This window comes from Streptomyces sp. NPDC048361, from assembly GCF_040651795.1.
GTDB lineage: Bacteria > Actinomycetota > Actinomycetes > Streptomycetales > Streptomycetaceae > Streptomyces.
In genome coordinates, this window is record NZ_JBEZKW010000027.1 from 75,643 (window position 1) to 96,203 (window position 20,561).

The 20,561-nt window shown below is 71.7% G+C and carries 18 protein-coding genes and 1 pseudogene; 10 read left to right on the plus strand and 9 right to left on the minus strand.

The features are described from left to right. Positions 1 to 723, minus strand: coding sequence for a ZIP family metal transporter (locus AB0D31_RS17685; RefSeq protein ID WP_362723461.1), 723 nt, complete (start codon positions 721 to 723; stop codon positions 1 to 3). Positions 724 to 811: 88 nt separating this feature from the next. Here AB0D31_RS17685 and cobC point away from each other — a divergent pair, with 88 nt between their 5' ends. Beyond that, on the plus strand, positions 812 to 2,401 hold the full coding sequence (gene cobC / locus AB0D31_RS17690; protein ID WP_362723464.1) for an Rv2231c family pyridoxal phosphate-dependent protein CobC: 1,590 nt from the start codon (positions 812 to 814) through the stop codon (positions 2,399 to 2,401). Between the two features lie 98 nt (positions 2,402 to 2,499). On the opposite strand, the gene AB0D31_RS17695 is transcribed toward cobC, so the two are convergent. Both AB0D31_RS17695 and AB0D31_RS17700 read right to left on the minus strand, forming a co-directional pair. Then, positions 2,500 to 3,474, minus strand: coding sequence for an SCO1860 family LAETG-anchored protein (locus tag AB0D31_RS17695; protein WP_362723467.1), 975 nt, complete (start codon positions 3,472 to 3,474; stop codon positions 2,500 to 2,502). Between the two features lie 353 nt (positions 3,475 to 3,827). After that, positions 3,828 to 4,913 carry an amidohydrolase family protein gene (locus AB0D31_RS17700; protein ID WP_362723470.1) on the minus strand — a complete coding sequence of 362 codons (1,086 nt, stop codon included), beginning with the start codon at positions 4,911 to 4,913 and terminating at the stop codon, positions 3,828 to 3,830. A 101-nt stretch (positions 4,914 to 5,014) separates the two neighbouring features. Here AB0D31_RS17700 and AB0D31_RS17705 point away from each other — a divergent pair, with 101 nt between their 5' ends. The 6 genes from AB0D31_RS17705 (at position 5,015) to AB0D31_RS17730 (ending at position 10,547) form a co-directional block, all read left to right on the plus strand. Continuing rightward, the gene (locus tag AB0D31_RS17705; RefSeq protein WP_362723473.1) at positions 5,015 to 6,109 is read left to right on the plus strand and encodes an aminotransferase class V-fold PLP-dependent enzyme; all 1,095 of its coding nucleotides are present in this window, start codon (positions 5,015 to 5,017) and stop codon (positions 6,107 to 6,109) included. A 358-nt stretch (positions 6,110 to 6,467) separates the two neighbouring features. Further along, positions 6,468 to 6,989 (plus strand): diaminobutyrate acetyltransferase, encoded by a 522-nt coding sequence (ectA, locus tag AB0D31_RS17710; RefSeq protein ID WP_362723475.1) that lies wholly within the window; start codon positions 6,468 to 6,470, stop codon positions 6,987 to 6,989. Continuing rightward, a complete protein-coding gene (gene ectB / locus AB0D31_RS17715) occupies positions 6,986 to 8,257 on the plus strand; it encodes a diaminobutyrate--2-oxoglutarate transaminase (RefSeq protein ID WP_362723478.1) in 1,272 nt (423 codons plus the stop codon). Before ectA ends, ectB begins: the two co-directional genes overlap by 4 nt. 160 nt (positions 8,258 to 8,417) lie before the next feature. Continuing rightward, positions 8,418 to 8,822: an ectoine synthase gene (locus AB0D31_RS17720; protein ID WP_362723480.1), complete on the plus strand. Its 405-nt coding sequence runs from the start codon at positions 8,418 to 8,420 to the stop codon at positions 8,820 to 8,822. A 2-nt stretch (positions 8,823 to 8,824) separates the two neighbouring features. After that, positions 8,825 to 9,685: an ectoine hydroxylase gene (thpD, locus tag AB0D31_RS17725; protein ID WP_362723483.1), complete on the plus strand. Its 861-nt coding sequence runs from the start codon at positions 8,825 to 8,827 to the stop codon at positions 9,683 to 9,685. 193 nt (positions 9,686 to 9,878) lie between these two features. Next, entirely contained in the window at positions 9,879 to 10,547 is a 669-nt protein-coding gene (locus AB0D31_RS17730) for a hypothetical protein (protein ID WP_362723486.1), read from the plus strand. A 123-nt stretch (positions 10,548 to 10,670) separates the two neighbouring features. On the opposite strand, the gene AB0D31_RS17735 is transcribed toward AB0D31_RS17730, so the two are convergent. Next, the gene (locus tag AB0D31_RS17735) at positions 10,671 to 11,744 is read right to left on the minus strand and encodes an alkene reductase (RefSeq protein ID WP_362723487.1); all 1,074 of its coding nucleotides are present in this window, start codon (positions 11,742 to 11,744) and stop codon (positions 10,671 to 10,673) included. Between the two features lie 128 nt (positions 11,745 to 11,872). Between AB0D31_RS17735 and AB0D31_RS17740 the strand changes: the two genes are divergently transcribed. Continuing rightward, positions 11,873 to 12,373, plus strand: a complete 501-nt coding sequence (locus AB0D31_RS17740) for a MarR family transcriptional regulator (RefSeq protein WP_362723490.1) — start codon at positions 11,873 to 11,875, stop codon at positions 12,371 to 12,373. Positions 12,374 to 12,441: 68 nt separating this feature from the next. Here AB0D31_RS17740 and AB0D31_RS17745 read toward each other — a convergent pair whose 3' ends face one another. From AB0D31_RS17745 to AB0D31_RS17760, 4 genes and pseudogenes are all read right to left on the minus strand, one after another. After that, positions 12,442 to 13,491, minus strand: a complete 1,050-nt coding sequence (locus AB0D31_RS17745) for an aminotransferase class V-fold PLP-dependent enzyme (RefSeq protein ID WP_362723493.1) — start codon at positions 13,489 to 13,491, stop codon at positions 12,442 to 12,444. A gap of 129 nt (positions 13,492 to 13,620) precedes the next feature. Beyond that, positions 13,621 to 14,331 carry a DsbA family oxidoreductase gene (locus AB0D31_RS17750; protein WP_362723496.1) on the minus strand — a complete coding sequence of 237 codons (711 nt, stop codon included), beginning with the start codon at positions 14,329 to 14,331 and terminating at the stop codon, positions 13,621 to 13,623. 148 nt (positions 14,332 to 14,479) lie between these two features. Continuing rightward, a pseudogene (locus AB0D31_RS17755) lies at positions 14,480 to 14,983 on the minus strand (GNAT family protein); the annotation flags it as partial. Positions 14,984 to 15,024: 41 nt separating this feature from the next. Next, on the minus strand, positions 15,025 to 15,984 hold the full coding sequence (locus AB0D31_RS17760) for a helix-turn-helix domain-containing protein (protein WP_362723499.1): 960 nt from the start codon (positions 15,982 to 15,984) through the stop codon (positions 15,025 to 15,027). A 70-nt stretch (positions 15,985 to 16,054) separates the two neighbouring features. Between AB0D31_RS17760 and AB0D31_RS17765 the strand changes: the two genes are divergently transcribed. Continuing rightward, on the plus strand, positions 16,055 to 17,467 hold the full coding sequence (locus tag AB0D31_RS17765) for an MFS transporter (RefSeq protein WP_362723502.1): 1,413 nt from the start codon (positions 16,055 to 16,057) through the stop codon (positions 17,465 to 17,467). 184 nt (positions 17,468 to 17,651) lie between these two features. Here the strand turns inward: AB0D31_RS17765 and AB0D31_RS17770 are convergent, their stop codons facing one another. Next, positions 17,652 to 19,181 (minus strand): aldehyde dehydrogenase (NADP(+)), encoded by a 1,530-nt coding sequence (locus AB0D31_RS17770; protein WP_362723505.1) that lies wholly within the window; start codon positions 19,179 to 19,181, stop codon positions 17,652 to 17,654. Positions 19,182 to 19,356: 175 nt separating this feature from the next. Here AB0D31_RS17770 and AB0D31_RS17775 point away from each other — a divergent pair, with 175 nt between their 5' ends. Further along, positions 19,357 to 20,127: an IclR family transcriptional regulator gene (locus AB0D31_RS17775; protein ID WP_362723508.1), complete on the plus strand. Its 771-nt coding sequence runs from the start codon at positions 19,357 to 19,359 to the stop codon at positions 20,125 to 20,127. Positions 20,128 to 20,561 lie beyond the last annotated feature (434 nt).

Below are 20,561 nucleotides of genomic sequence, written 5' to 3' on the forward strand. Positions count from 1 at the left end.
TCAGCCGGCGACGCCCACCACCAGCCAGATGAACCCCACGCCCGCGACGGTGAAGAGCAGTGTCGACAGGGCGGGGTGCTCGTGGTGGGCCTCGGGGAGGATCTCGGCGGCGGCCAGATACAGCAGGACACCGCCGAAGAACCCCAGATAGCTGCCGAGCAGCTGCTCCGGAAGAGTGAACAGCAGGGTCGACGCGGCCCCCACCATCGGAGCAAGCGCGTCGGCGAACAGCATCGCGAGTGCCTTGCGCTTCTCGTTTCCGTACAGGCTGGTGATCGTGTACGTGTTGAAGCCGTCGGCGAAGTCGTGGGTGATGACGGCGAGGGCCACCGCCACGCCCATGCCGGCGCCCACCTGGAAGGCGGCGCCGATCGCGATGCCGTCCATCAGGCTGTGCCCGACCATCGCCGACGCCACCGCGACGCCCACCTCGGGTGCCCGGTGCTCGCCCGCCCCGTGGGCCGCCTGGCGCACCGCGAGGACGCGCTCGACGACATGCGCGAAGAGGAAGCCGCCGACGAACAGGAGCAGCGCACGGGGCACCCCGAAGAGGTCCTCGCCGGCCGCGTCGAGGGCCTCCGGCAGCAGGTCGAGGCCGACCACGCCGAGCATGAGGCCGCCGGCGAGCCCGAGCACCAGGTGGCGCCGGTCGGTGACCCGCTGGGCGGTCCAGCCGCCCACCAGGGTCATCAGGAACGCGCCGAGCGCGACGATTACCGCCATGCGCCCTTGCTAACCGACGGTGCCCGCACTCCGCATGTCCAGCCCTCGCCCCCGTGCCGCCCGCCGGCGCCCTGAGAGGATCCCCGCCATGGCCGCCGACGACGCCGTCCCCCGCGCAGCCGCCCCGGCCGCGCCGGGCGCCGGGGCGTGTCCCGTGGCGGGCGGTACGGGGGCGTGTCTCGTGGTGGGGGTCGGCGCCTCGAAGGGGGTGACGGCCAAGGAGGTGCTCGCCCTGATCGGGGCCGCGCTGTCGGAGGCCAGGCTCGACCCCGCCTCTGTCGCCGAACTGGCCACCCTGGACGCCAAGTCGCGGGAGCCGGGGATCGTCGGGGCGGCCGTAAGCCTCGGCGTGCCCGTGCGCGGGTTCGCGGCCGCCGAGCTCGCGACGGTCGCGGTCCCGCACGGCTCACGGGCGGCCCTCGCCGCGGTCGGAACGCCGTCCGTGGCGGAGGCCGCGGCGCTCGCCCGGGGCGGCGAACTGCTCGTACCCAAGCGGAAGTCGAGCGGCACGGGCCGTGCCGCGATGGCGACGTGTGCGATCGTACGTCGACCCCACCTCCGGGCGTCCGCCGCCGGGCGCGACGCACCCCCCACCAGGAGCGAGGAAGCCATGCCCATCCCCACCACCGAGGCCCCCTTCGATCTGCGCCACCACGGTGACGCGGAGGTACGCGACGACGGCGGCGAACTGATCGATCTCGCGGTCAACGTCCGCACCGGCACTCCCCCGGCCTGGCTGCGCGAGCGGATCGCCGATTCACTGACCGGACTCGCCGCCTACCCGGACGGGCGGGCCGCGCGTGCGGCGGTCGCGGCCAGGCATGGCGTCGCGGTGGAGCGGGTCCTTCTGACGGCAGGCGCGGCGGAGGCGTTCGTCCTCATATCGCGTGCCCTGACGTTCCGTCATCCGGTCGTGATACACCCGCAGTTCACGGAACCGGAGGCGGCACTGCGCGACGCGGGTCACGAGGTGCGGCGGGTGCGGCTGCGCGCCGAGGACGGTTTCAGACTCGATCCGGCGGCCGTGCCGGACCAGGCGGACCTGGTGGTGGTCGGCAACCCGACCAACCCCACATCGGTACTGCACCCCGCCGCCATACTGGCCCAACTTGCCCGCCCGGGACGGACGTTGGTGGTGGACGAGGCGTTCATGGACGCGGTGCCGGGTGAGCGCGAGGCGCTGGCGGGCCGCACCGACCTGCCGGGCCTTGTCGTCCTGCGCAGCCTGACCAAGACGTGGGGCCTGGCCGGCCTGCGCATCGGATACGTCCTGGGCGATCCGGACACGGTCGCGGCTCTCCATCGGGCCCAGCCGCTGTGGCCGGTGTCGACTCCGGCGCTGGTCGCCGCGGCCGCCTGCATGGAGCCCCGCGCCCTCGCGGAGGCCGAGGCGGCCGCCGTACGCCTCGCCCAGGACCGGGCCCATCTTCTGGCCGGGCTTGCGGAGTTCGACGAGGTACGGGCGGTGGAGCGGGCGGAGGGGCCGTTCGTGCTCGTACGCATCGAGGGCGCGGCCGAGGTCAGGGAGCGCCTGCGAGGGCTGGGCTTCGCGGCCCGGCGCGGCGACACGTTCCCGGGCCTCGGGCCACAGTGGCTCCGCCTGGCGGTCCGGGACCGCCCCACGACGAACCACTTCCTCCAGGCGCTGGATCAGGCCCTGACGCTCACGGCCCGCTGACCCGAGGGGCGCCCGGTCGACACCGGGTGCCCTACCGGAGCGCCGGGAACTGCACGAGCAGCCCCGCCCCCTCAGCCGCGCCCCTCAGCCCCCGTCCCTCAGCCCCGTCCCCGGCGCCGCGCAGCGACCAGCCCGCCCGCCCCACCCACAAGCAGCACCGCCGCCCCACCCGCAAGGTAAGGCGTGGCCGAACTCCCCCCGGTCTCGGCCAACTTGGAGTCGGCGACGCTCTGCGTCTGCACCGCGGTCTCGACGGGCCCCTTGTCGGGGGCGGCCGCGGCGCCCGGCTGCGGCTTGGCGGGCGCCGGCGGCGCCGGGGGCGCCTTGGGTGTCCGGCACGTCGCCTCGGCGAGCGTGACCTCGCCCTTGACGTCGGCGACGTTCAGATGGAGCGGGTTGACCGAGACCTTGAGCTGGAGCGCGACGGCCGCCGCGGTCCGCGAGGTGGTGGTCGCCTTCGACAGGTCGAGGGTGACCTCGCCGACCCCGGGCACCTGCACACGCGTCGTGCCGCCCGCCGACAGCGTGACCTTCCTGCCGAGCACGGTCACCGCGCCCAGTACGTTCGACTTGGCGACCGGCGCGCGGCCCGCCTCGCAGACCGCGCTCGACGTCACCTCGCCCACCTCGACGAGGGAGAGCAGCGGAAGGCCGGGCAGATGGAGTCGGGCGTTGACCAGCCGGGTCGAGCCTTCCGCCTTCTTCGCGTCGACGCTCGCACGGGCCGTGGCCACGTCCGCCTTCAGCACATTGACGGGCTGCCCGCCCCCGACCCCGTCGAGCTTCACGGTCAGCGCGGTCTTTTCGGCGCTCGCCGGGGCCTGCACCTCGTTCAGCGTGGCCTTGAGCGGCACGTCGATCGCCTTGTTGAGCAGGGAGACGTCGAGTCCGGTGCGCAGCACGACGGCGCTCGCCCGGCCGCCGCCGTCGCCTTCGACGCCGGTGGCCGACGCGGGTGCGGCGAGGAGCAGCGGCCCGACGGCCAGCGCCACACAGGACGCGACGGCGAGGGAGCGACGGGCCGGGCGGGCGGCCGGACCGTGCGCGGGCAGGCGGAAGTTGTTGCTGTTCAAAATGGTGGAACCCCCACAGGAGACATGGCTGGCCGGGCGCCCGCCACGGGGACTCGTGGGACTCCTGCGAATCGAGGGGCGCGTCGGCAACTTGAGACACCGCATCTTTACGCACTGAGAGTGAACTGGCCGTCACACGGCGCCAGTTCACCCCAAAGGGTGGTTTCCGCCCTCATATTCGATTCTTCCAGCCCCGAGGCCCCCACCCGTCACCCCCGCACCCGAGCAGAGCCCCGTACGCCGCCCCTCACCCCGGCGTTCACCCCGGCGGGCCCATGAAGACCGTCAACGATCCGGCCCCGCCTCGCGTCACGCCCCGGTCAACCGGGCGCCCATGAACCCATGAACAGGGCTCAGCCCACCACACGCCCATTGAGCACGATCCGGCTCGGCGCCGCGAGGACCCGGACGTCCGCGCGCGGGTCCTGGTCGTAGACCACCAGGTCGGCCGGGGCGCCCTCCTCAAGGGCGGGGCGGCCGAGCCAGGCCCGGGCGCCCCAGGCCGTCGCGGAGAGCGCGTCGAGCGCGGGGATGCCGGCCTTGACCAGTTCGGCGACCTCTGCGGCGACCAGGCCGTGGGCGAGCGAGCCGCCCGCGTCCGTACCGACGAAGACGGGCACCCCGGCGTCGTACGCCGAGCGCACCGTGTCGTAGCGGCGCTCGTACAGCCGTCGCATGTGGGCGGCCCAGTCGGGGAACTTGGCCTCGCCGCCGTCGGCCATGTGCGGGAACGTGGCGATGTTGACCAGCGTCGGCACGATGGCCACGCCCCGCTCGGCGAAGAGCGGGATGGTGTCCTCGGTCAGGCCGGTGGCGTGCTCGATGCAGTCGATGCCCGCCTCGACCAGGTCGCGCAGCGAGTCCTCGGCGAAGCAGTGCGCGGTGACGCGGGCGCCGAGCCGGTGGGCCTCGGCGATGGCCGCCTCGACCTCGCCGCGCGGCCAGCAGGGAGCCAGATCACCGGCGCCGCGGTCGATCCAGTCGCCGACCAGCTTGACCCAGCCGTCGCCGCGCCGCGCCTCCCGGGCCACGTACGCGACGAGGTCTCCGGGCTCGATCTCGTGGGCGTAGTTGCGGATGTAGCGGCGGGTGCGGGCGATGTGCCGGCCCGCCCGGATGATCTTCGGCAGGTCCTCGCGGTCGTCGATCCAGCGGGTGTCGGAGGGCGAGCCCGCGTCGCGCACCAGGAGCGTCCCGGCGTCGCGGTCGGTGAGTGCCTGCTTCTCGCTGACCTCGTCGGGCACCGGGCCGTGCTGGTCGAGGCCGACGTGGCAGTGCGCGTCGACCAGGCCCGGCAGCGCCCAGCCGGTCACGGTGAGCGCGTCGCCCGGTGGCCGCTCGTAGGTGATCCGCCCGTCGACCGCCCACAGTTCGTCCCGTACGTCCTCGGGTCCCACGAGGACGCGCCCCTTCACATGCAGCACCGTGCGATCGCTCATGCCCAGCACTGTACGAGGCGCTGGGTAGTCTCCCTCCAGAGGATCGAACACCTGACGCGTTCCCCGATCCGGCCCCCGACCCGACTGAAGAAGGCACCGCCGTGACACACCCGCTCCTGGACCTCGCCCCGCTGACCGCCGGCCACTTCGCGGCGATCGAGCGACGGGTGGCCGCGCTGCTCGCCACCGAGCAGGACGTGGTGATCATGCAGGGCGAGGCGCTGCTCCCCCTTGAGGGCTGCATCCGGGGCGCCGCACACCCCGGCTCCACCGCGCTCAATGTGGTGACCGGCCCCTACGGGCAGACCTTCGGCAACTGGCTGCGCGACTGCGGCGCCGAGGTCGTCGACCTGGAGGTGCCCTTCCATGCGGCGGTCACCGCCGAGCAGATCGACCGTGCACTCACCGAGCACCCTGAGATCGACTTCGTGTCGCTGGTCCACGCGGAGGCGGCGACCGGCAACACCAACCCGGTCTCGGAGATCGGTGAGGTGGTGCGCCGGCACGGCGCGCTGTTCATGCTGGACGCGGTGGCCTCGGTGGCCGCCGAGCCGCTGCTTGTGGACGCCTGGGGCGTGGACCTGTGCGTGATCGGCGCGCAGAAGGCGATGGGCGGCCCGGCCGGCGTCTCGGCGGTCTCCGTCAGCGCCCGCGCCTGGGAGCGGATCGCCGCCAACGCGAAGGCGCCACGCCACTCCTACCTTTCGCTCCTCGACTGGAAGCAGCGCTGGATCGACGGCGGCCGCAAGGCCCTGCCGCACGCGCCGGCCCAGCTGGAGATGCTGGCGCTCGAAGCGTGTGTGGAGCGCATCGACTCCGAGGGCCTCGACGCGGTGACGGCCCGGCACGCGTCGGCCGCCGCGGCGACCCGGGCGGGCGCCCTCGCGCTCGGCGGTGTCGCCCCGTACGTCCACGCGGCCGCGGACGCCGCTCCGGTGGCCACGACCCTGCGCGCCCCCGAGGGCGTGGACGCCTCCGAGCTGGTGGCCAAGGCGCTCGCGGCCGACCCGTCGCTGCCTTTGATCGCGGGCGGCGGGACGCTGGCCTCGACGATGATCCGGGTCAACCACTACGGCGTGGACGCCACGCGGGGCGTGGTCCAGTCGTCGCTCGCCGCGCTGGGGGCGGTGCTCGGTGAATACGGGATCGCGGTGGACCTGGAAGGCGCCCGCAAGGCCGTGTCCGAGACCTGGTGAAGCTGGCGACACCTCTGCAGCGATCCTCCGGACGTCATGCGCACACGGACAGCGCACACATAAAGCACAACTGAATTCACTAGGCGTTCTTCCGCTGAACGCAACTAAACGGGAAGCTGCTTATCCACCGCAGCTTCCCGTTTTCTTCTGCCCCGCCTTTGCGGCCTCAAACACATGGATTTCATCAAGGTCTGAGACACGTCCACAGGTGTGATCGACTCCACAACGCTGCCCTTTTGTCCGGTAATTACCGGACAAACCGGCACGCGCGCATGCTCGCGTGATAACACGGATGACCTCGTTGCACACCCCCTGACGGGAATGCGATTTCAATTTCCGGTCGGTAAATTCCCTCGGCATGACCGCCGCGCAAACAGCAGTCCGAATCGAAAGCCCACGAGTGGAGGACGGAGCCGCTATATGGCGCATCGCCCGTGACTCCGAGGTACTCGACCTCAACTCCTCGTACAGCTATCTGCTCTGGTGCCGCGACTTCGCCCGGACCTCCGTGGTGGCCCGCGGCGCCGAGGGTGAGCCGATCGCGTTCATCACCGGCTACGTACGGCCCGAACGACCGGACACCCTGGTCGTCTGGCAGGTGGCCGTCGACCACGCCCACCGTGGCGAGGGTCTCGCGGGACTGCTGCTGGAAGCGCTCACCTCGAAGGTGACCAACTCGCACGGGATCACCCGCGTCGAGACCACGGTGTCGCCGGACAACATCCCCTCCGACCGGCTCTTCACCTCGTACGCCACGCGGCGCGGCGCCCTGCTGAGCCGTGAGGTCCTCTTCGACGCCGGGCTGTTCCCGGACGACGGGCACCAGCCCGAGGTCCTTTACCGCATCGGCCCCCTCCACCCCCAGGGAGAATCGCTGTGACCATCACCCCGCCCGCCCTCAGTGTCTTCGAGTCGCTCGAATCGGAGGTGCGCAGCTACTGCCGCGGCTGGCCCGCCGTGTTCGACCGCGCGCAGGGTGCCCGCCTCACCGACGAGGACGGCCACAGCTACCTGGACTTCTTCGCCGGAGCCGGCTCACTCAACTACGGGCACAACAACCCCGTGATGAAACGCGCGCTGATCGATTACATCGAGCGTGACGGCATCACGCACGGCCTCGATATGGCGACGACCGCGAAACGGGCGTTCCTGGAGACGTTCCAGAACGTGATCCTGCGCCCGCGCGATCTGCCGTACAAGGTGATGTTCCCCGGCCCGACCGGCACCAACGCCGTCGAGGCGGCGCTGAAGCTGGCCCGTAAGGTCAAGGGCCGCGAGTCGATCGTGTCCTTCACCAACGCCTTCCACGGCATGTCGCTCGGCTCGCTCGCGGTGACCGGGAACGCCTTCAAGCGGGCCGGCGCGGGCATCCCGCTCGTGCACGGCACACCGATGCCGTTCGACAACTACCTCGACGGCCGGGTGCCGGACTTCCTGTGGTTCGAGCGGCTCCTGGAGGACCAGGGTTCGGGCCTCAACAAGCCGGCCGCCGTGATCGTGGAGACCGTGCAGGGCGAGGGCGGGATCAACGTGGCCCGCCCCGAGTGGCTGCGCGCCCTCGCCGACCTGTGCCGTCGCCGCGACATGCTGCTCATCGTCGACGACATCCAGATGGGCTGCGGCCGTACCGGCGCCTTCTTCTCCTTCGAGGAGGCGGGCATCGTGCCGGACATCGTCACCGTCTCCAAGTCGATCAGCGGCTACGGACTCCCGCTCTCGCTCTGCCTGTTCAAGGGCGAGCTCGACGTGTGGGAGCCGGGCGAGCACAACGGCACCTTCCGCGGCAACAACCCGGCGTTCGTCACCGCGACCGCCGCGCTCGAGGCGTACTGGGCCGACAGCGGCCAGATGGAGAAGCACACCCTGGCGCGCGGCGAGCAGATCGAGCAGGCCCTGCTCGCGCTGTGCACCGAGCACAGCCGGCTCGGCGCCTCCTACCGCGGCCGCGGCCTGGTGTGGGGCCTGGAGTTCGCCGACCCGGCCCGCGCCTCCGAGGTCTGCGCCCGCGCCTTCGAGCTGGGGCTGCTCCTGGAGACCTCCGGGCCCAAGAGCGAGGTGGTCAAGATGCTTCCGCCGCTGACCATCACCCCGGACGAGCTGGACGAGGGCCTGCGCACGCTGGCCCGCGCGGTCGCCGCGACCGTCTGACCCGTTCCGCGGGGCACACCCGGCCGCACCCCGGCACCGACGTACCGACGTACCGACGTACCCACGTACGCCGGGGTCGGCCGACCGATCCAGACGTACACAGACGCGTACAGACGCATACAGACATACATAGACGTAAACAGAAAGGCAGCAACTCACCGTGATTGTCCGCTCGTTCAAGGACATCGAGAACACCGACCGCCATGTGAAGGCCGCCTCGGGCACCTGGGAGAGCAAGCGGATCGTCCTCGCGAAGGAGAAGGTCGGCTTCTCCCTGCACGAGACCGTGCTCTACGCGGGCACCGAGACCTCCATGTGGTACGCCAACCACATCGAGGCGGTCCTGTGCACCGAGGGCGAGGCCGAGCTCACCAACGAGGAGACCGGCGAGACCCACTGGATCGAGCCGGGCACGATGTACCTCCTGGACGGCCACGAGCGCCACACCATGCGCCCCAAGACCGACTTCCGCTGCGTCTGCGTCTTCAACCCGCCCGTCACCGGACGGGAGGACCACGACGAGAACGGCGTCTACCCCCTGCTGACCGAACCCGAGGAGGGCTGACCATGACTGCCCAGGATCTCTACCCCACGCGTGGCGCCGCCGAGGTGATCACTCCCCGCCAGGACCCCGTCGTCTGGGGACCGTCGGCCGGGCTCGAATCCTTCGAGCAGGACGGCTTCCTGTCGATCCAGGATCTGCTCACCGACGACGAAGTGGCGGTCTACCGCGCCGAGTTGGAGCGCCTGATCGCCGACCCGGCGGTACGCGCCGACGAGCGGTCGATCATCGAACCGCAGTCGCAGTCCGTACGTTCGGTCTTCGAGGTGCACCGCATCAGCGAGCTGTTCGCGCGTCTGGTGAGCGACGAGCGCGTGGTGGGCACGGCACGCCGGATCCTCGGTTCGGACGTGTACGTCCACCAGTCGCGGATCAATGTGAAGCCGGGCTTCGGCGCCTCGGGCTTCTACTGGCACTCGGACTTCGAGACCTGGCACGCCGAGGACGGCCTGCCGAACATGCGGACGGTCTCGGTCTCGATCGCGCTGACCGAGAACCACGACACCAACGGCGGCCTGATGATCATGCCCGGCTCGCACCGGGACTTCCTCGGCTGCGCGGGCGAGACGCCGAAGGACAACTACAAGAAGTCCTTGCAGATGCAGGACGCGGGGACGCCGTCCGACGAGGCGCTCACGAAGATGGCCGACCGGCACGGCATCAAACTGTTCACGGGGCGCGCCGGCTCGGCGACCTGGTTCGACTGCAACGCGATGCACGGCTCGGGCGACAACATCACCCCGTTCCCGCGCAGCAACGTGTTCATCGTCTTCAACAGCGTGGAGAACACCGCGGTGGAACCGTTCGCCGCGCCGATCCGGCGTCCGGAGTTCATCGGAGCGCGGGACTTCACCCCGGTGAAGTGAACGACGGCTCGCTGACACCGGTGCGGTGACGCCGGTGTGGTGACACCGGCTCGCTGACACCGGCTCGCTGACACCGGTGCGGTAGGCCGGCGACGTGAACGACCTCCAGGCCGGGGGTCCGGGGCCATCCCCTGGACCCCCGGCCTGGGAGCCGTCTCACCCCCTCCACAGAGATCGTTGGTACGGTCGCCCCATGTCGATGGTCGATGAACCTTCCCGAACTCCCGTGACCGCCGCCGACGTCGAGCACACGGTACGGCTCTCCGTGACCGCCCTGCGCGCCGGGCTCGCGGCGGACTGGAGCACGAAGGCGGGGACGCTGGAGTGGGACTGCTGGGAGACCGTCGAACACCTCTCGGACGACCTCTTCGCGTACGCCGTACAGATCGGCCCCGCCCAGCCGCCGCTGGACGGCGAGGTGCCGTACCTGTGGGAGGCCAAGCGGCCCGGTGGGCCCCGCAACGCGGTGCACGCGGACCGCGCGGCCGGCCCCGGCGGGCTCCTCCAGACCCTGGAGGCGAGCGGCGCGCTGCTCACCGCGATGGTGCGCACCACATCGCCCGACGTACGCGCCTACCACAGCTTCGGCATCTCGGACCCCGAGGGCTTCGGCGCGATGGGCATCGTGGAGACCCTGCTGCACACGCACGACGTGGCCGAGGGACTCGGCCTGACCTGGGCGCCTCCCGCCGGACTGTGCGACCGGGTGCTGGCCCGGCTCTTCCGGGACGTACCCGACGATCAGGACCGCTGGCAGGTGCTGCTCTGGACCACCGGCCGCGCGGACCTGCCGGGGCGGGCCCGCCCGGACGACTGGCGCTGGTACGGAGAGCCGCTCAGCCCCGGCGCAACCACACTCTGATCGGTCAACTCACCTTCACCCAGGATGAGTTGCCCACCCTGACCAAACGGCATGGGCCCCATGTCACACGTCGCACGTGGCGAGCCATGGGCCGCATGTCACGGTCCCACTCGATACGTCACGTCACGCGTCGAGCGCGGGATAGTCCAGGTAGCCGCGGTCGTCGCCGCCGAAGAAGGTCGATACGTCGGGGGCGTTGAAGGGGCCGCCGGCCGCGAGTCGGGCCGGGAGGTCCGGGTTGGCCAGGAACAGCGCGCCGTAGGAGATGAGGTCGGCGGTGCCGTCCTCGATCAGGGCGAGCGCCTCGGGCCCGGTGGGGCCTTCGGTGGCGGCGTTGAGGATCAGCACGCCCGAGAACGCCTTGCGCAGCCGCAGCGTCAACTCCCGCCGCTCCGGAGCCACTTCGAGCAGGTGCAGATAGGCGAGGCCGAGCGGTTCGAGGGCGTCGACGAGTGCCGTGTAGAGGGCCTGCGGCTCGGGCTCGTCGATGCCGTTGTACGGGTTGCCCGGTGAGAGGCGGATCGCGGTGCGCTCGGGGCCGATCTCGGCGGCGACCGCCTTGGTGACCTCGACCGCGAACCGGATGCGTCCTTCGACCGAACCGCCCCAACCGTCTTCACGCACATTGGAGTTGGGGGCGAGGAACTGGTGGATGAGGTAGCCGTTGGCTCCGTGCAGTTCGACGCCGTCGAAGCCGGCTTCTATCGCGTTGCGCGCGGCAGCGGTGAACTCGCCGATGGTGACGAGGATCTGATCCTCGCTCAGCGCCTGCGGCGTGATGAACGGCTTCGGGCCCTCGTGGGTGTAGACCTGGCCTTCGGCGGCCACCGCCGAGGGCGCCACGTTGATCAGGCCGTCGGGCAGCAGATCCGGGTGGCCGATCCGGCCGGCGTGCATCAGCTGGGCGAAGATCCGGCCGCCCTTGGCGTGCACGGCGTCGGTGACCTTGCGCCAGGCGGCGACCTGCTCGGCGCTGTGCAGACCAGGGGTGTCGGGGTAGCCCTGGCCGACCGGGGAGGGCTGCACCCCTTCGGTGATGACGAGTCCGGCGGACGCGCGCTGGGCGTAGTACTCAGCCATGGACGCGGTCGGCGTGTTGCCGGGGCCGTGTGCGCGGCTGCGGGTCATCGGCGCCAGGGCGATGCGGTTGGCGAGCGGGGTACCGGCCAGGTCGATCGGGTCGAATGCGGTGGTCACAGCGGCCTCCAGAGAGACGGGCAGAGGTGGCGAGCACGGGGCGGTGCGGAGAGTTATGTGGTCGGCCAAGCATTGCCGACGAGTGCCACTGTAACGCATTGATTGGCCGACCAAGGTAATCTGTGGGCATGACTTCCGATGACCCCGTCTGTCCCGATTACGGCCATCTGCCGAGCGCCGCGCGCGGCGGCCCGTTCAGCCACGCCGTCTCCCGGGTGGCCCGGCTGCACCGCATCGCGGCGGGCCGGCAGCTGCGGTCCATGGGGCTCTACCCGGGGCAGGAGCTGCTGATGATGTACCTGTGGGACGCGGGGGCGACCCGCCAGTCCCAGCTGATCAAGCTGCTCGAACTCGACCCGTCGACGGTGACGAAGATGCTCCAGCGCCTGGAACAGGCCGGCTATGTGCGGCGCACCTCCGACCCGAAGGACCGGCGCGCCTCGCTGGTCGAGGCCACCGACGACGGCTGCGTCCTGCACGAGCGGGTGCGCGACGCCTGGACGGAGCTGGAGGAGCAGACCCTGGCCGGGCTCGACGAGGATGAACGGACCGAGCTGGCACGGCTGTTGGCCAAGGTGGAGGCCAACCTGTGCCCCTCCGCCGGCGACGAGCCGGGCTGCGACGGCTGAGCGGGCCGGCGGCCGCCTCAGCCGACGTGCAGGTCAACGTGCGGGTAGGCCTAGCCGGCCGGCCAGGGTCAGCGGGCGGGGAGCAGGTCGAGGAGCCGGTCCACGTCGCGCCCCGAGGTGTAGAAGTGGAAGGCCGCACGCAAGTTGCCGCTGCGGTCGGACAGTTCGACGCCTGCGCGGCTCAACTCCGCCTGGCGGTGGCCGAGTCCGGGCACCGAGACGATCGCGGATCCGGGTGCGTCCACCGGTTCGTACCCCAGCGGGGCGAGCCCGGCGCGGAAACGGTCGGCGAGCGCGGTGTTGTGCGCGTGGATCCGTTCGACGCCCAGTTCCTCAAGGAGCGCCAGGGAGTGCCGGGCTCCGGTGTAGCAGAAGAGTGCGGGGCTTTCGTCGAACCGGCGCGCGGAGTGGGCGAGTTCCGCGACGGGGCCGTAGCAGCTGTCCCAGGGGTGCTCGCCCGCGACCCAGCCGGCGAAGACGGGGGTCAGCGCGCCGAGATCGTCGGGGACGGTGAAGAAGGCGACCCCGCGCGGGCCGGTCAGCCACTTGAAGCCCGCGGTCACGGTGTAGTCGTACGCGTCCGCGTCCACCGGGTGCCAGCCCGCGCCCTGGCTCACGTCGACCAGGGTCCGGGCGCCGTGGACGCGGGCGGCGTCGCGGATCGCGGCGAGGTCGGCGATGCGGCCGTCGGCCGACTGGACCGCACTGACGGCGACGAGTGCGGTGCCGGGCCGCACCGCCTCGGCGAGGCTCTCCAGCGGGGCGGTACGCACCTTCAGATCGCGGCGCACGTGGAACGGGTTGACCACCGAGCTGAAGTCGGCCTGCGCCACGAGGACCTCGGACCCTTCGGGCAGTGACGTGGCGACGAGGCCGGCATAGACGGCGACGGACGCGCCGGCCGCGACCCGCCGCACGGGCACGCCGGCCAGCCGGGCGTAGGCAGCGCGGGCGGCCTCCACATCCCCGAACATGTCGGTCGGCCGCCCCGCGGCCGCGGCGGCGATGGCCTCGTTCATGGCCGCCACGGCCCGGGCGGGCAGCAGCCCCGTGCTCGCGGTGTTGAGATAGGTGGTCTTCGGGGCGAATTCGCCGGGCGCGAGGGAGTCCAGTTCCATGGAGTCCAGCCTGAATCCCCGGCAACCTCACGTCAATTGGGCGAAATTTCCGGAGAGCCCCAAGCGAGCCTTATGGAACGGCCCAGAGGGGCACCCTCTGGGCCGTTCCACCGGCACCGTCCCGGGGTCTCAGCGGGGAACCTCGCACCCATCAGGCCCGCAGACCTCGGCGTCGTCGCCCGCGAGGGTCTTCAGTGCCGGGGTGTGCTCCTGCCAGGCCTGTTCCAGCGCCTGGGTGAAGACCTCGGCGGGCTGGCCGCCGGAGATGCCGTACGTGCGGTCGAGCACGAAGAACGGGACGGCGTTGGCGCCGAGCTCGGCCGCCTCGCGCTCGTCGGCACGCACCTCGTCGGCGTACGCGTTCTCGTCGCCGAGGACGGCCCGTACTTCGGCGGCGTCGAGACCGGCCAGGACCGCGATGTCGGCGAGGACCTCGCCGTCGAAGACGGAGCGCTCCTCGGCGAAGTTGGTGCGGTAGGCGAGGTCGAGCAGCTCGCTCTGCCGGCCGCGCGCCTTGGCCAGGTGCAGCAGGCGGTGGATGTCGAAGGTGTTGCCGTGGTCCCGTCCGTCGGCCAGGTAGCCGAGCCCCTCGGCGTGCGCGTTGGACGCGACGTTCGCCTCCATCGCGCGGGCTTCCTCGATGCTCCGGCCGTACTTCTTGGCCAGCATCGGGATCACCGGCCCGACGTCACCCTTCGCCCGGCCGGGGTCGAGCTCGAAGGAACGGTGCACCACCTCGACGTCGTCCCGATGAGCGAACTCCGCCAGGCCCTTCTCGAAGCGGGCCTTGCCGATGTAGCACCAGGGGCAGGCGATGTCGCTCCAGATCTCGACGCGCATGTCACTTCTCTCAGATTGTTGAAGCCCGTACGGTCCCTGGAACGCGGATGCCGCCCGCCCCATTCCCGCACCCCTGCGCAGACCGGGCCAGATCAGGGTATTGCGGTCAGCCCGACCCGAGGACCGGCCCCTTGCCGCCGGCCGTGACTCAGGCCGAAGCCGGGATATTCGCTCCGGGCTGTCTGTCCATGTGGCGCGCGATCCGCTCCTGGAGTCTCGCCTGGCACTCGGGCCACTCCGCTGCCGTGATCGAAAAGATCGCGGAGTCACGGAGGCGGCCGTCCTCGCCCGGCGCCCGCGACGTGGACCAGTTCCGGAGCACGCCCTCGAAGTGTGCGCCGACTCCTTCGATCGCGGCTCGGGAACGGCCGTTGCGCGCGTCCGTCTGCAAGTCGAGTCGTTGCACTCCCCAGTTCTCGAACGCGTGCCGGAACAACAAGTACTTGGCCTCGGTGTTGACCCCCGTGCCCTGGGCCGATGCCGCGAGCCAGGTGAACCCGACTTCGATCGCGCGCAAACCGCCCCCCGTTGGCAACAGTCGCGGATCCCAGTAGGCCGTCGCTCCGACCACCCGCCCCGACACTTGGTCGATCTGCGCGTACGGAGCCAGCTTGCCGTCAGCAGCCCGGGCGAGCTGAGCATCGATGTACTGACCGACTCCGCGACGGCGGACTGCGGGGCCCGTTCCCCGGCTCAGGCGGCCGCCGTGAGTCTGCTGAACGTGGCCCGGTAGGCGCTCGGGGTGAGGCCGGTGCGGCGGGTGATGTGGGTGCGCAGGGAGTCCGCGCTGCCCAGGCCGCCGGCCTCGGCGATCTGGTCCATCGTGAGCGTCGTCGTCTCCAGGAGCTCCTTGGCACGCTCGATGCGCTGGTGGAGGAGCCATTGCAGAGGGCTGACACCGCTCTCCGCGTGGAAGCGGCGGGTCAGGGTGCGCACACTGACCCCCGCGTGCCGCGCCAGGTCGGTGAGGGTGAGGGGCTTGTCGAGGTTGCGCATGGCCCAGCCCCGGGTGTCCGCGCAGGCCGTGCCGCGTTCGACGGGCAGCGGGGTCTGGGTGAACTGGGTCTGGCCGCCGGGACGCACCGGGGCGACCAGCGCCTGGCGAGCCACCGTGTTGGCGACGGCGGCGCCGTAGTCGGTGCGGATGATGTGCAGGCACAGGTCGATCCCGGCGGCGTATCCGGACGAGGTCATCACATTGCCGTCCTGGACGTACAGGACGTCGCCCTTGAGGTCGAGCGCCGGATAGCGTCTGCGCAGCTCCTCGGCCAGCTCCCAGTACGTCGTGGCGCTGCGGCCGTCGAGGAGCCCCGCCTCCGCAAGGACGAACGCGCCGCTGCAGATGGACGCGATGCGCACACCCCGGGCGGCCGCTTCGACGACGGCGCTCACCGTGCGCGGGTCCACCTCGTACCGCTGTCCCGTCCCGGCGACCAGCACCGTGTCGGCCCCCGCGACCGCCTCGAGGCCCCGGCCCACATACAGGTCGAGGCCGCCGGTGGTGGCGACGGGGCCGGGGTCGGGGGTGCACACGACCACCTCGTACCCGGGGCCGCCGTCGATCTCCACCTTGCCGAACAGCAATTCAGGAATGGCCAGGTTGAACATCGAGACGGGCGAGGGCGCGACGACGGCGACCCGATGCAGCGGCATGGCCAGAACCTCCGGGTGTATGGCATTCGGGCCACTACTGTACGCGGCGCACACTCGCCAAGCTGGGGACATGTCTCCGAAGCCCACGGCGAGTCCCACAGCAAGCACCGGAGTGAACTCTCCGCTCCAAGCTCCGCCCACCGAACGGCAGTTGGCCACCGAGCCGCGCTCCTCGCCCGCCCTCACCCTCGGCGCCGCCCTGCTGGGCTTCGCCCTGATCACCTTGGACGCCTCCGTGGTGAACGTCGCGCTGCCCGCGATCGGCGGTGACCTCGGCGGCGGGATGTCCGGGCTGCAATGGGTGGTGGACGCCTACACCCTCGCGTTCGCCGCGCTGATGCTGTCGACCGGCGCCTTCGCGGACCGCGTCGGCCCGGCGAAGGCGTACGCACTGGGCACGGTCGTCTTCACCCTGGCCTCGGCGGGATGCGGCCTAGCCCCGGATCTCGGGATGCTGATCGGCGCTCGAGTCGTGCAGGGAGTGGCGGCCGCGGTGGTACTGCCCGCCTCGCTCGCCCTCGTACGCCAGGCCTATCCCGGCCCGCGGCGCCGGGCCAGGGCCGTGGCGCTGTGGGCGGCGGGTGGTTCGGTGGCCGTGGCGCTCGGGCCGGTCGCGGGTGGTGCGCTGACCACGCTCTGGGACTGGCGGGGGATCTTCTTCATCAACCTTCCGCTGGGGCTCGTGGCCCTCGCCCTGACGGCCCGCGCCCCGCGCGCCGAGCGCCGCCCCGCCCCGCTCGACCTGCCGGGCCAGCTGGCCGCCGTCGTGGCCCTGGCCGCGCTCGCCTTCGCGGTGATCGAGCAGGGCACGGTGGGGATCGTGGCGGGTACGGTCGCGGCGGTCGCCGGGGCGGCGTTCTGGGTGATCGAACGCCGGGTCGTTCATCCGGTGGTGCCGCTCGGGCTCTTCCGCAGCCGGGCGGTGGTCGTCGCCGTCGCCGGGGGTGCGGCGGCCAGCGTCGCCTTCTACGGTGTGGTCTTCGTCTTCAGCCTGTACTTCCAGCGGGTGCGGGGTGCGTCCGTGCTGACGGCCGGGCTGATGTTCCTGCCGATGACGGCGCTGATCCCGGTGACGAACGTACTGTCCGGAAAGTTGTCCAACCGCTACGGGCCACGCATGCCGATCCTGACCGGTCAACTACTGTCGCTGACAGGCCTGTTGATGCTGCTGCCCGCCGATGAACACACCCCTGCACTGCTCGCGGCCTTCCTGCTGGTCCCGCTCGCGCTCGGCTGCGCCATAGCGATACCCGCGCTGACCGCGGCCATGCTGGAGGCGCTGCCGCCCGAGCGGGCGGGACTGGCGGCGGGGGTGCTCAATGCGGGACGGCAAGTGGCGGGGGCGCTCAGCATCGCGGTCTTCGGCTCCCTTGTCACCGGGCCCGCGGGCTTCGTGCCCGGCCTGCGGGTCAGCCTGCTGCTGGCGGCTGCGCTGTTCGCGGTGGCGACCGCGAGCACCCTACGCCTCCGTCACCGGGGCTGACCCAATCCTCCGGCGGCTCCGCCCCGGACCCCATTCGCGCCCGAAGGCGCTCGCCCTCAAACTCCCCCAAGGCCTCAACGGCCAGGCACCCGAAGGGCGGGGTCGACAGGGGCGCGGGAACTGTGCGAGGGGCCGGCCGCCGGCGAGGGCGGGCCGGGGCCGGCCCCCGGTCACCTCAACTCGCTTACTCCATGACCCCGTCCACCCGGCGCGGCAGCCCCAGCGGGTTGTCGTCGCGCAGTTCCGGCGGGAGCAGGGCCTGGGGGGTGCTCTGGTACGTGACCGGGCGCAGCCAGCGTTCCACGGCGGTGGCGCCCACCGAGGTGGAGGTGGAGGTCGTCGCCGGGTAGGGGCCGCCGTGGTGCTGGGCGGGGGCGACCGCGACCCCGGTGGGCCAGCCGTCGACCAGGACCCGGCCCGCCAACTGGGTCAGGGAAGCGAGGAGTTGGGCACCAGTGCCCTCACCGGCCGCCTCGGCGGTGGAGAGCTGGAGAGTGGCCGTGAGGTTGCCGGGCAGCCGCGAGAGCACCGCGCCGATCTCCGACTCGTCCGCGTACCGGGCGACGACCGTGACCGGTCCGAAGCACTCCTCCAGAAGCAGCTCGTGCTCGCCCTCCGTCGCGAGCAGGGCCGCCGGTACGGCCAGGAATCCGCCGCTCACCGTGTGCTCGCCGCCCGCGCCGGGCGTGACCGGGGCCTCGACGCCGGGCAGCGCCGCCCGCTCGGCGACCCCGGCGACGAAGGCGTCGCGCATGCGGTGGTCGAGCATGACCCCGGCGTCGGTGTCGCTGACGGCCGCGGTGAGGGCCTTGAGCAGCCCGTCGCCCGCCTCACCCTGGGGCGCGAGCACGAAGCCGGGCTTGGTGCAGAACTGGCCCACCCCCATGGTCATCGAGGCGCCGAGCCCCGCCCCGATCGCCTCGCCGCGCTCCTCGGCGGCGGCCGCCGTCACCACGACGGGGTTGAGGGAGCCGAGCTCGCCGTGGAAGGGGATCGGCACCGGACGCGACGCCGCCGCGTCGAACAGGGCCCGCCCGCCCCGTACCGAGCCGGTGAACCCGGCCGCCGACACCAGCGGATGGCGTACGAGTTCGACGCCCGCGGTGAAGCCGTGCACGAGGACGACGACATCCTCGGGCAGCCCCACCTGGACGGCCGCGCGGCGCAGGAGCGAGACGCAGAGCTCGGAGGTCGCCGGGTGGTCGGGGTGCGCCTTGACGACGACCGGGCAGCCCGCCGCGAGCGCGCTCGCGGTGTCGCCGCCGGGCACGGAGAAGGCGAGCGGGAAGTTGGAGGCCGAGTACACGGCGACGACCCCGAGCGGGATCTTGATCCGCCTGAGGTCCGGCCACGGCGGGGTCCGGGACGGGTCGGCGTGGTCGATCCGTATGTCGAGGAAGGATCCGTCCTCGACGGCCTCCGCAAAGGCCCTCAACTGGGCCGTGGTACGCGCCAGTTCGCCGGTGAGGCGAACGGGGCCGAGCGCCGTCTCGGCGTCGGCAGCCTCCACCACGTGGCCGGCGGACGCGTCCAGGAGGTCTGCCGCGGCCCGCAGGAAGACGGCGCGTACGCTCAGGTCGGCCAGCGCCCCGAGCGTGGACCGGGCCGCCCTGACCGCCTGGTCGACCTCCTCGGGTGTGGCTTCGACCGCAACCTCTTCGCGCGGCTTCCCCGTTCGGGGGTCGACACTCCAGACTGGTGCTGCTGCGCTCACCGCGTTGTCCTTCCGCTGCCGGTCCGCTACTGCCGGTCCGCTACCGCCGCCCACCAGGACTTGTTCGGTATTCTGAACAGAGTTCCCGATGCTGAATAAGCTCAATATGCTGGGACTCTATTAACGGGCGTTCCGCCTTGGCAAGAAGCCTCGGCGAGAAGGAGCGGGGTGCTGGATGTCGGCTGGCGATGCGGGTGGAGCACAGGTCAAGTCCGCGGTGCGAACCGTGGAGTTGCTGGAGTATTTCGCAGGACGGCCCGGAATGCACTCCCTGGCCGCCGTGCAGGAGGCGGTCGGCTACCCCAAGTCCAGCCTCTACATGTTGCTCCGCACCCTGGTGGAGCTCGGCTGGGTCGAGACCGACGCCACCGGCACCCGGTACGGGATCGGTGTACGGGCGCTGCTGGTCGGCACCTCGTACATCGACGGCGACGAAGTCGTGGCGGCGGCCCGCCCCACCCTCGACCGGCTCTCGGACGACACCACCGAGACGATCCACCTGGCCCGGCTCGACGGTACGAACGTCGTGTACCTCGCCACCCGCCAGTCCCAGCACTACCTGCGCCCCTTCACCCGCGTCGGCCGCCGGCTCCCGGCCCACTCCACCTCGCTCGGCAAGGCGCTGCTCGCCACCCACAGCGACGAGCAGGTACGCAAGATGCTCCCGGAGACGCTCCAGCAGCTCACCGAGCACACCATCACCGACCGCGAGAAGCTCATCGAGGAGCTGCACCTCGTGCGCGAGCAGGGCTACGCGGTGGACCGCGAGGAGAACACGCTGGGCCTGCGCTGCTTCGGCGTCGCCATCCCGTACCGCACCCCGGCCCGCGACGCGATCAGCTGCTCGGTCCCGGTGGCCCGTCTCACCCCGGCCCACGAACAGACGGTGAAAGACGCCCTGTTCGACGCCCGGGACCGCCTGACCCTGGCCACCCGCCGCCTGTAACACCCCAACCCCGCAACCGCCGGGGGGGGCGCACCCCTCGACAGGGGGGCCGAGCCCCCAAGGGGCGCGGGGAACTGCGCGACCAGCCCCTGGGGGCGCAGCCCCCGTCAAGGGGCGCGGGGAACTGCGCGGCCAGCCACAACGCACCCGCAGGCGAACAGCGACGAGGCCCCGGGGCGCAGCCCGGCTCACGGCACGGGGCCCCGGGACACAGCCCCGGCTCACGGCACGGGGTCCCCGGGGCACAGCCGCGGCAAGGAGTCCCAGGGCCCAACCCCGGCACCCCGCACCCCGCACCCGGCGCCCGCACCCCGGACAACCCCACCTCCCCCACACCTCCACCCCCCGTTATGTTTTCCGCGGTTCCGCAACGGAGCCGCTGGCCTCCGGGCTCGGCATGACTGTGTCCCCCTGTCGAAGGAATGACCTGGGGG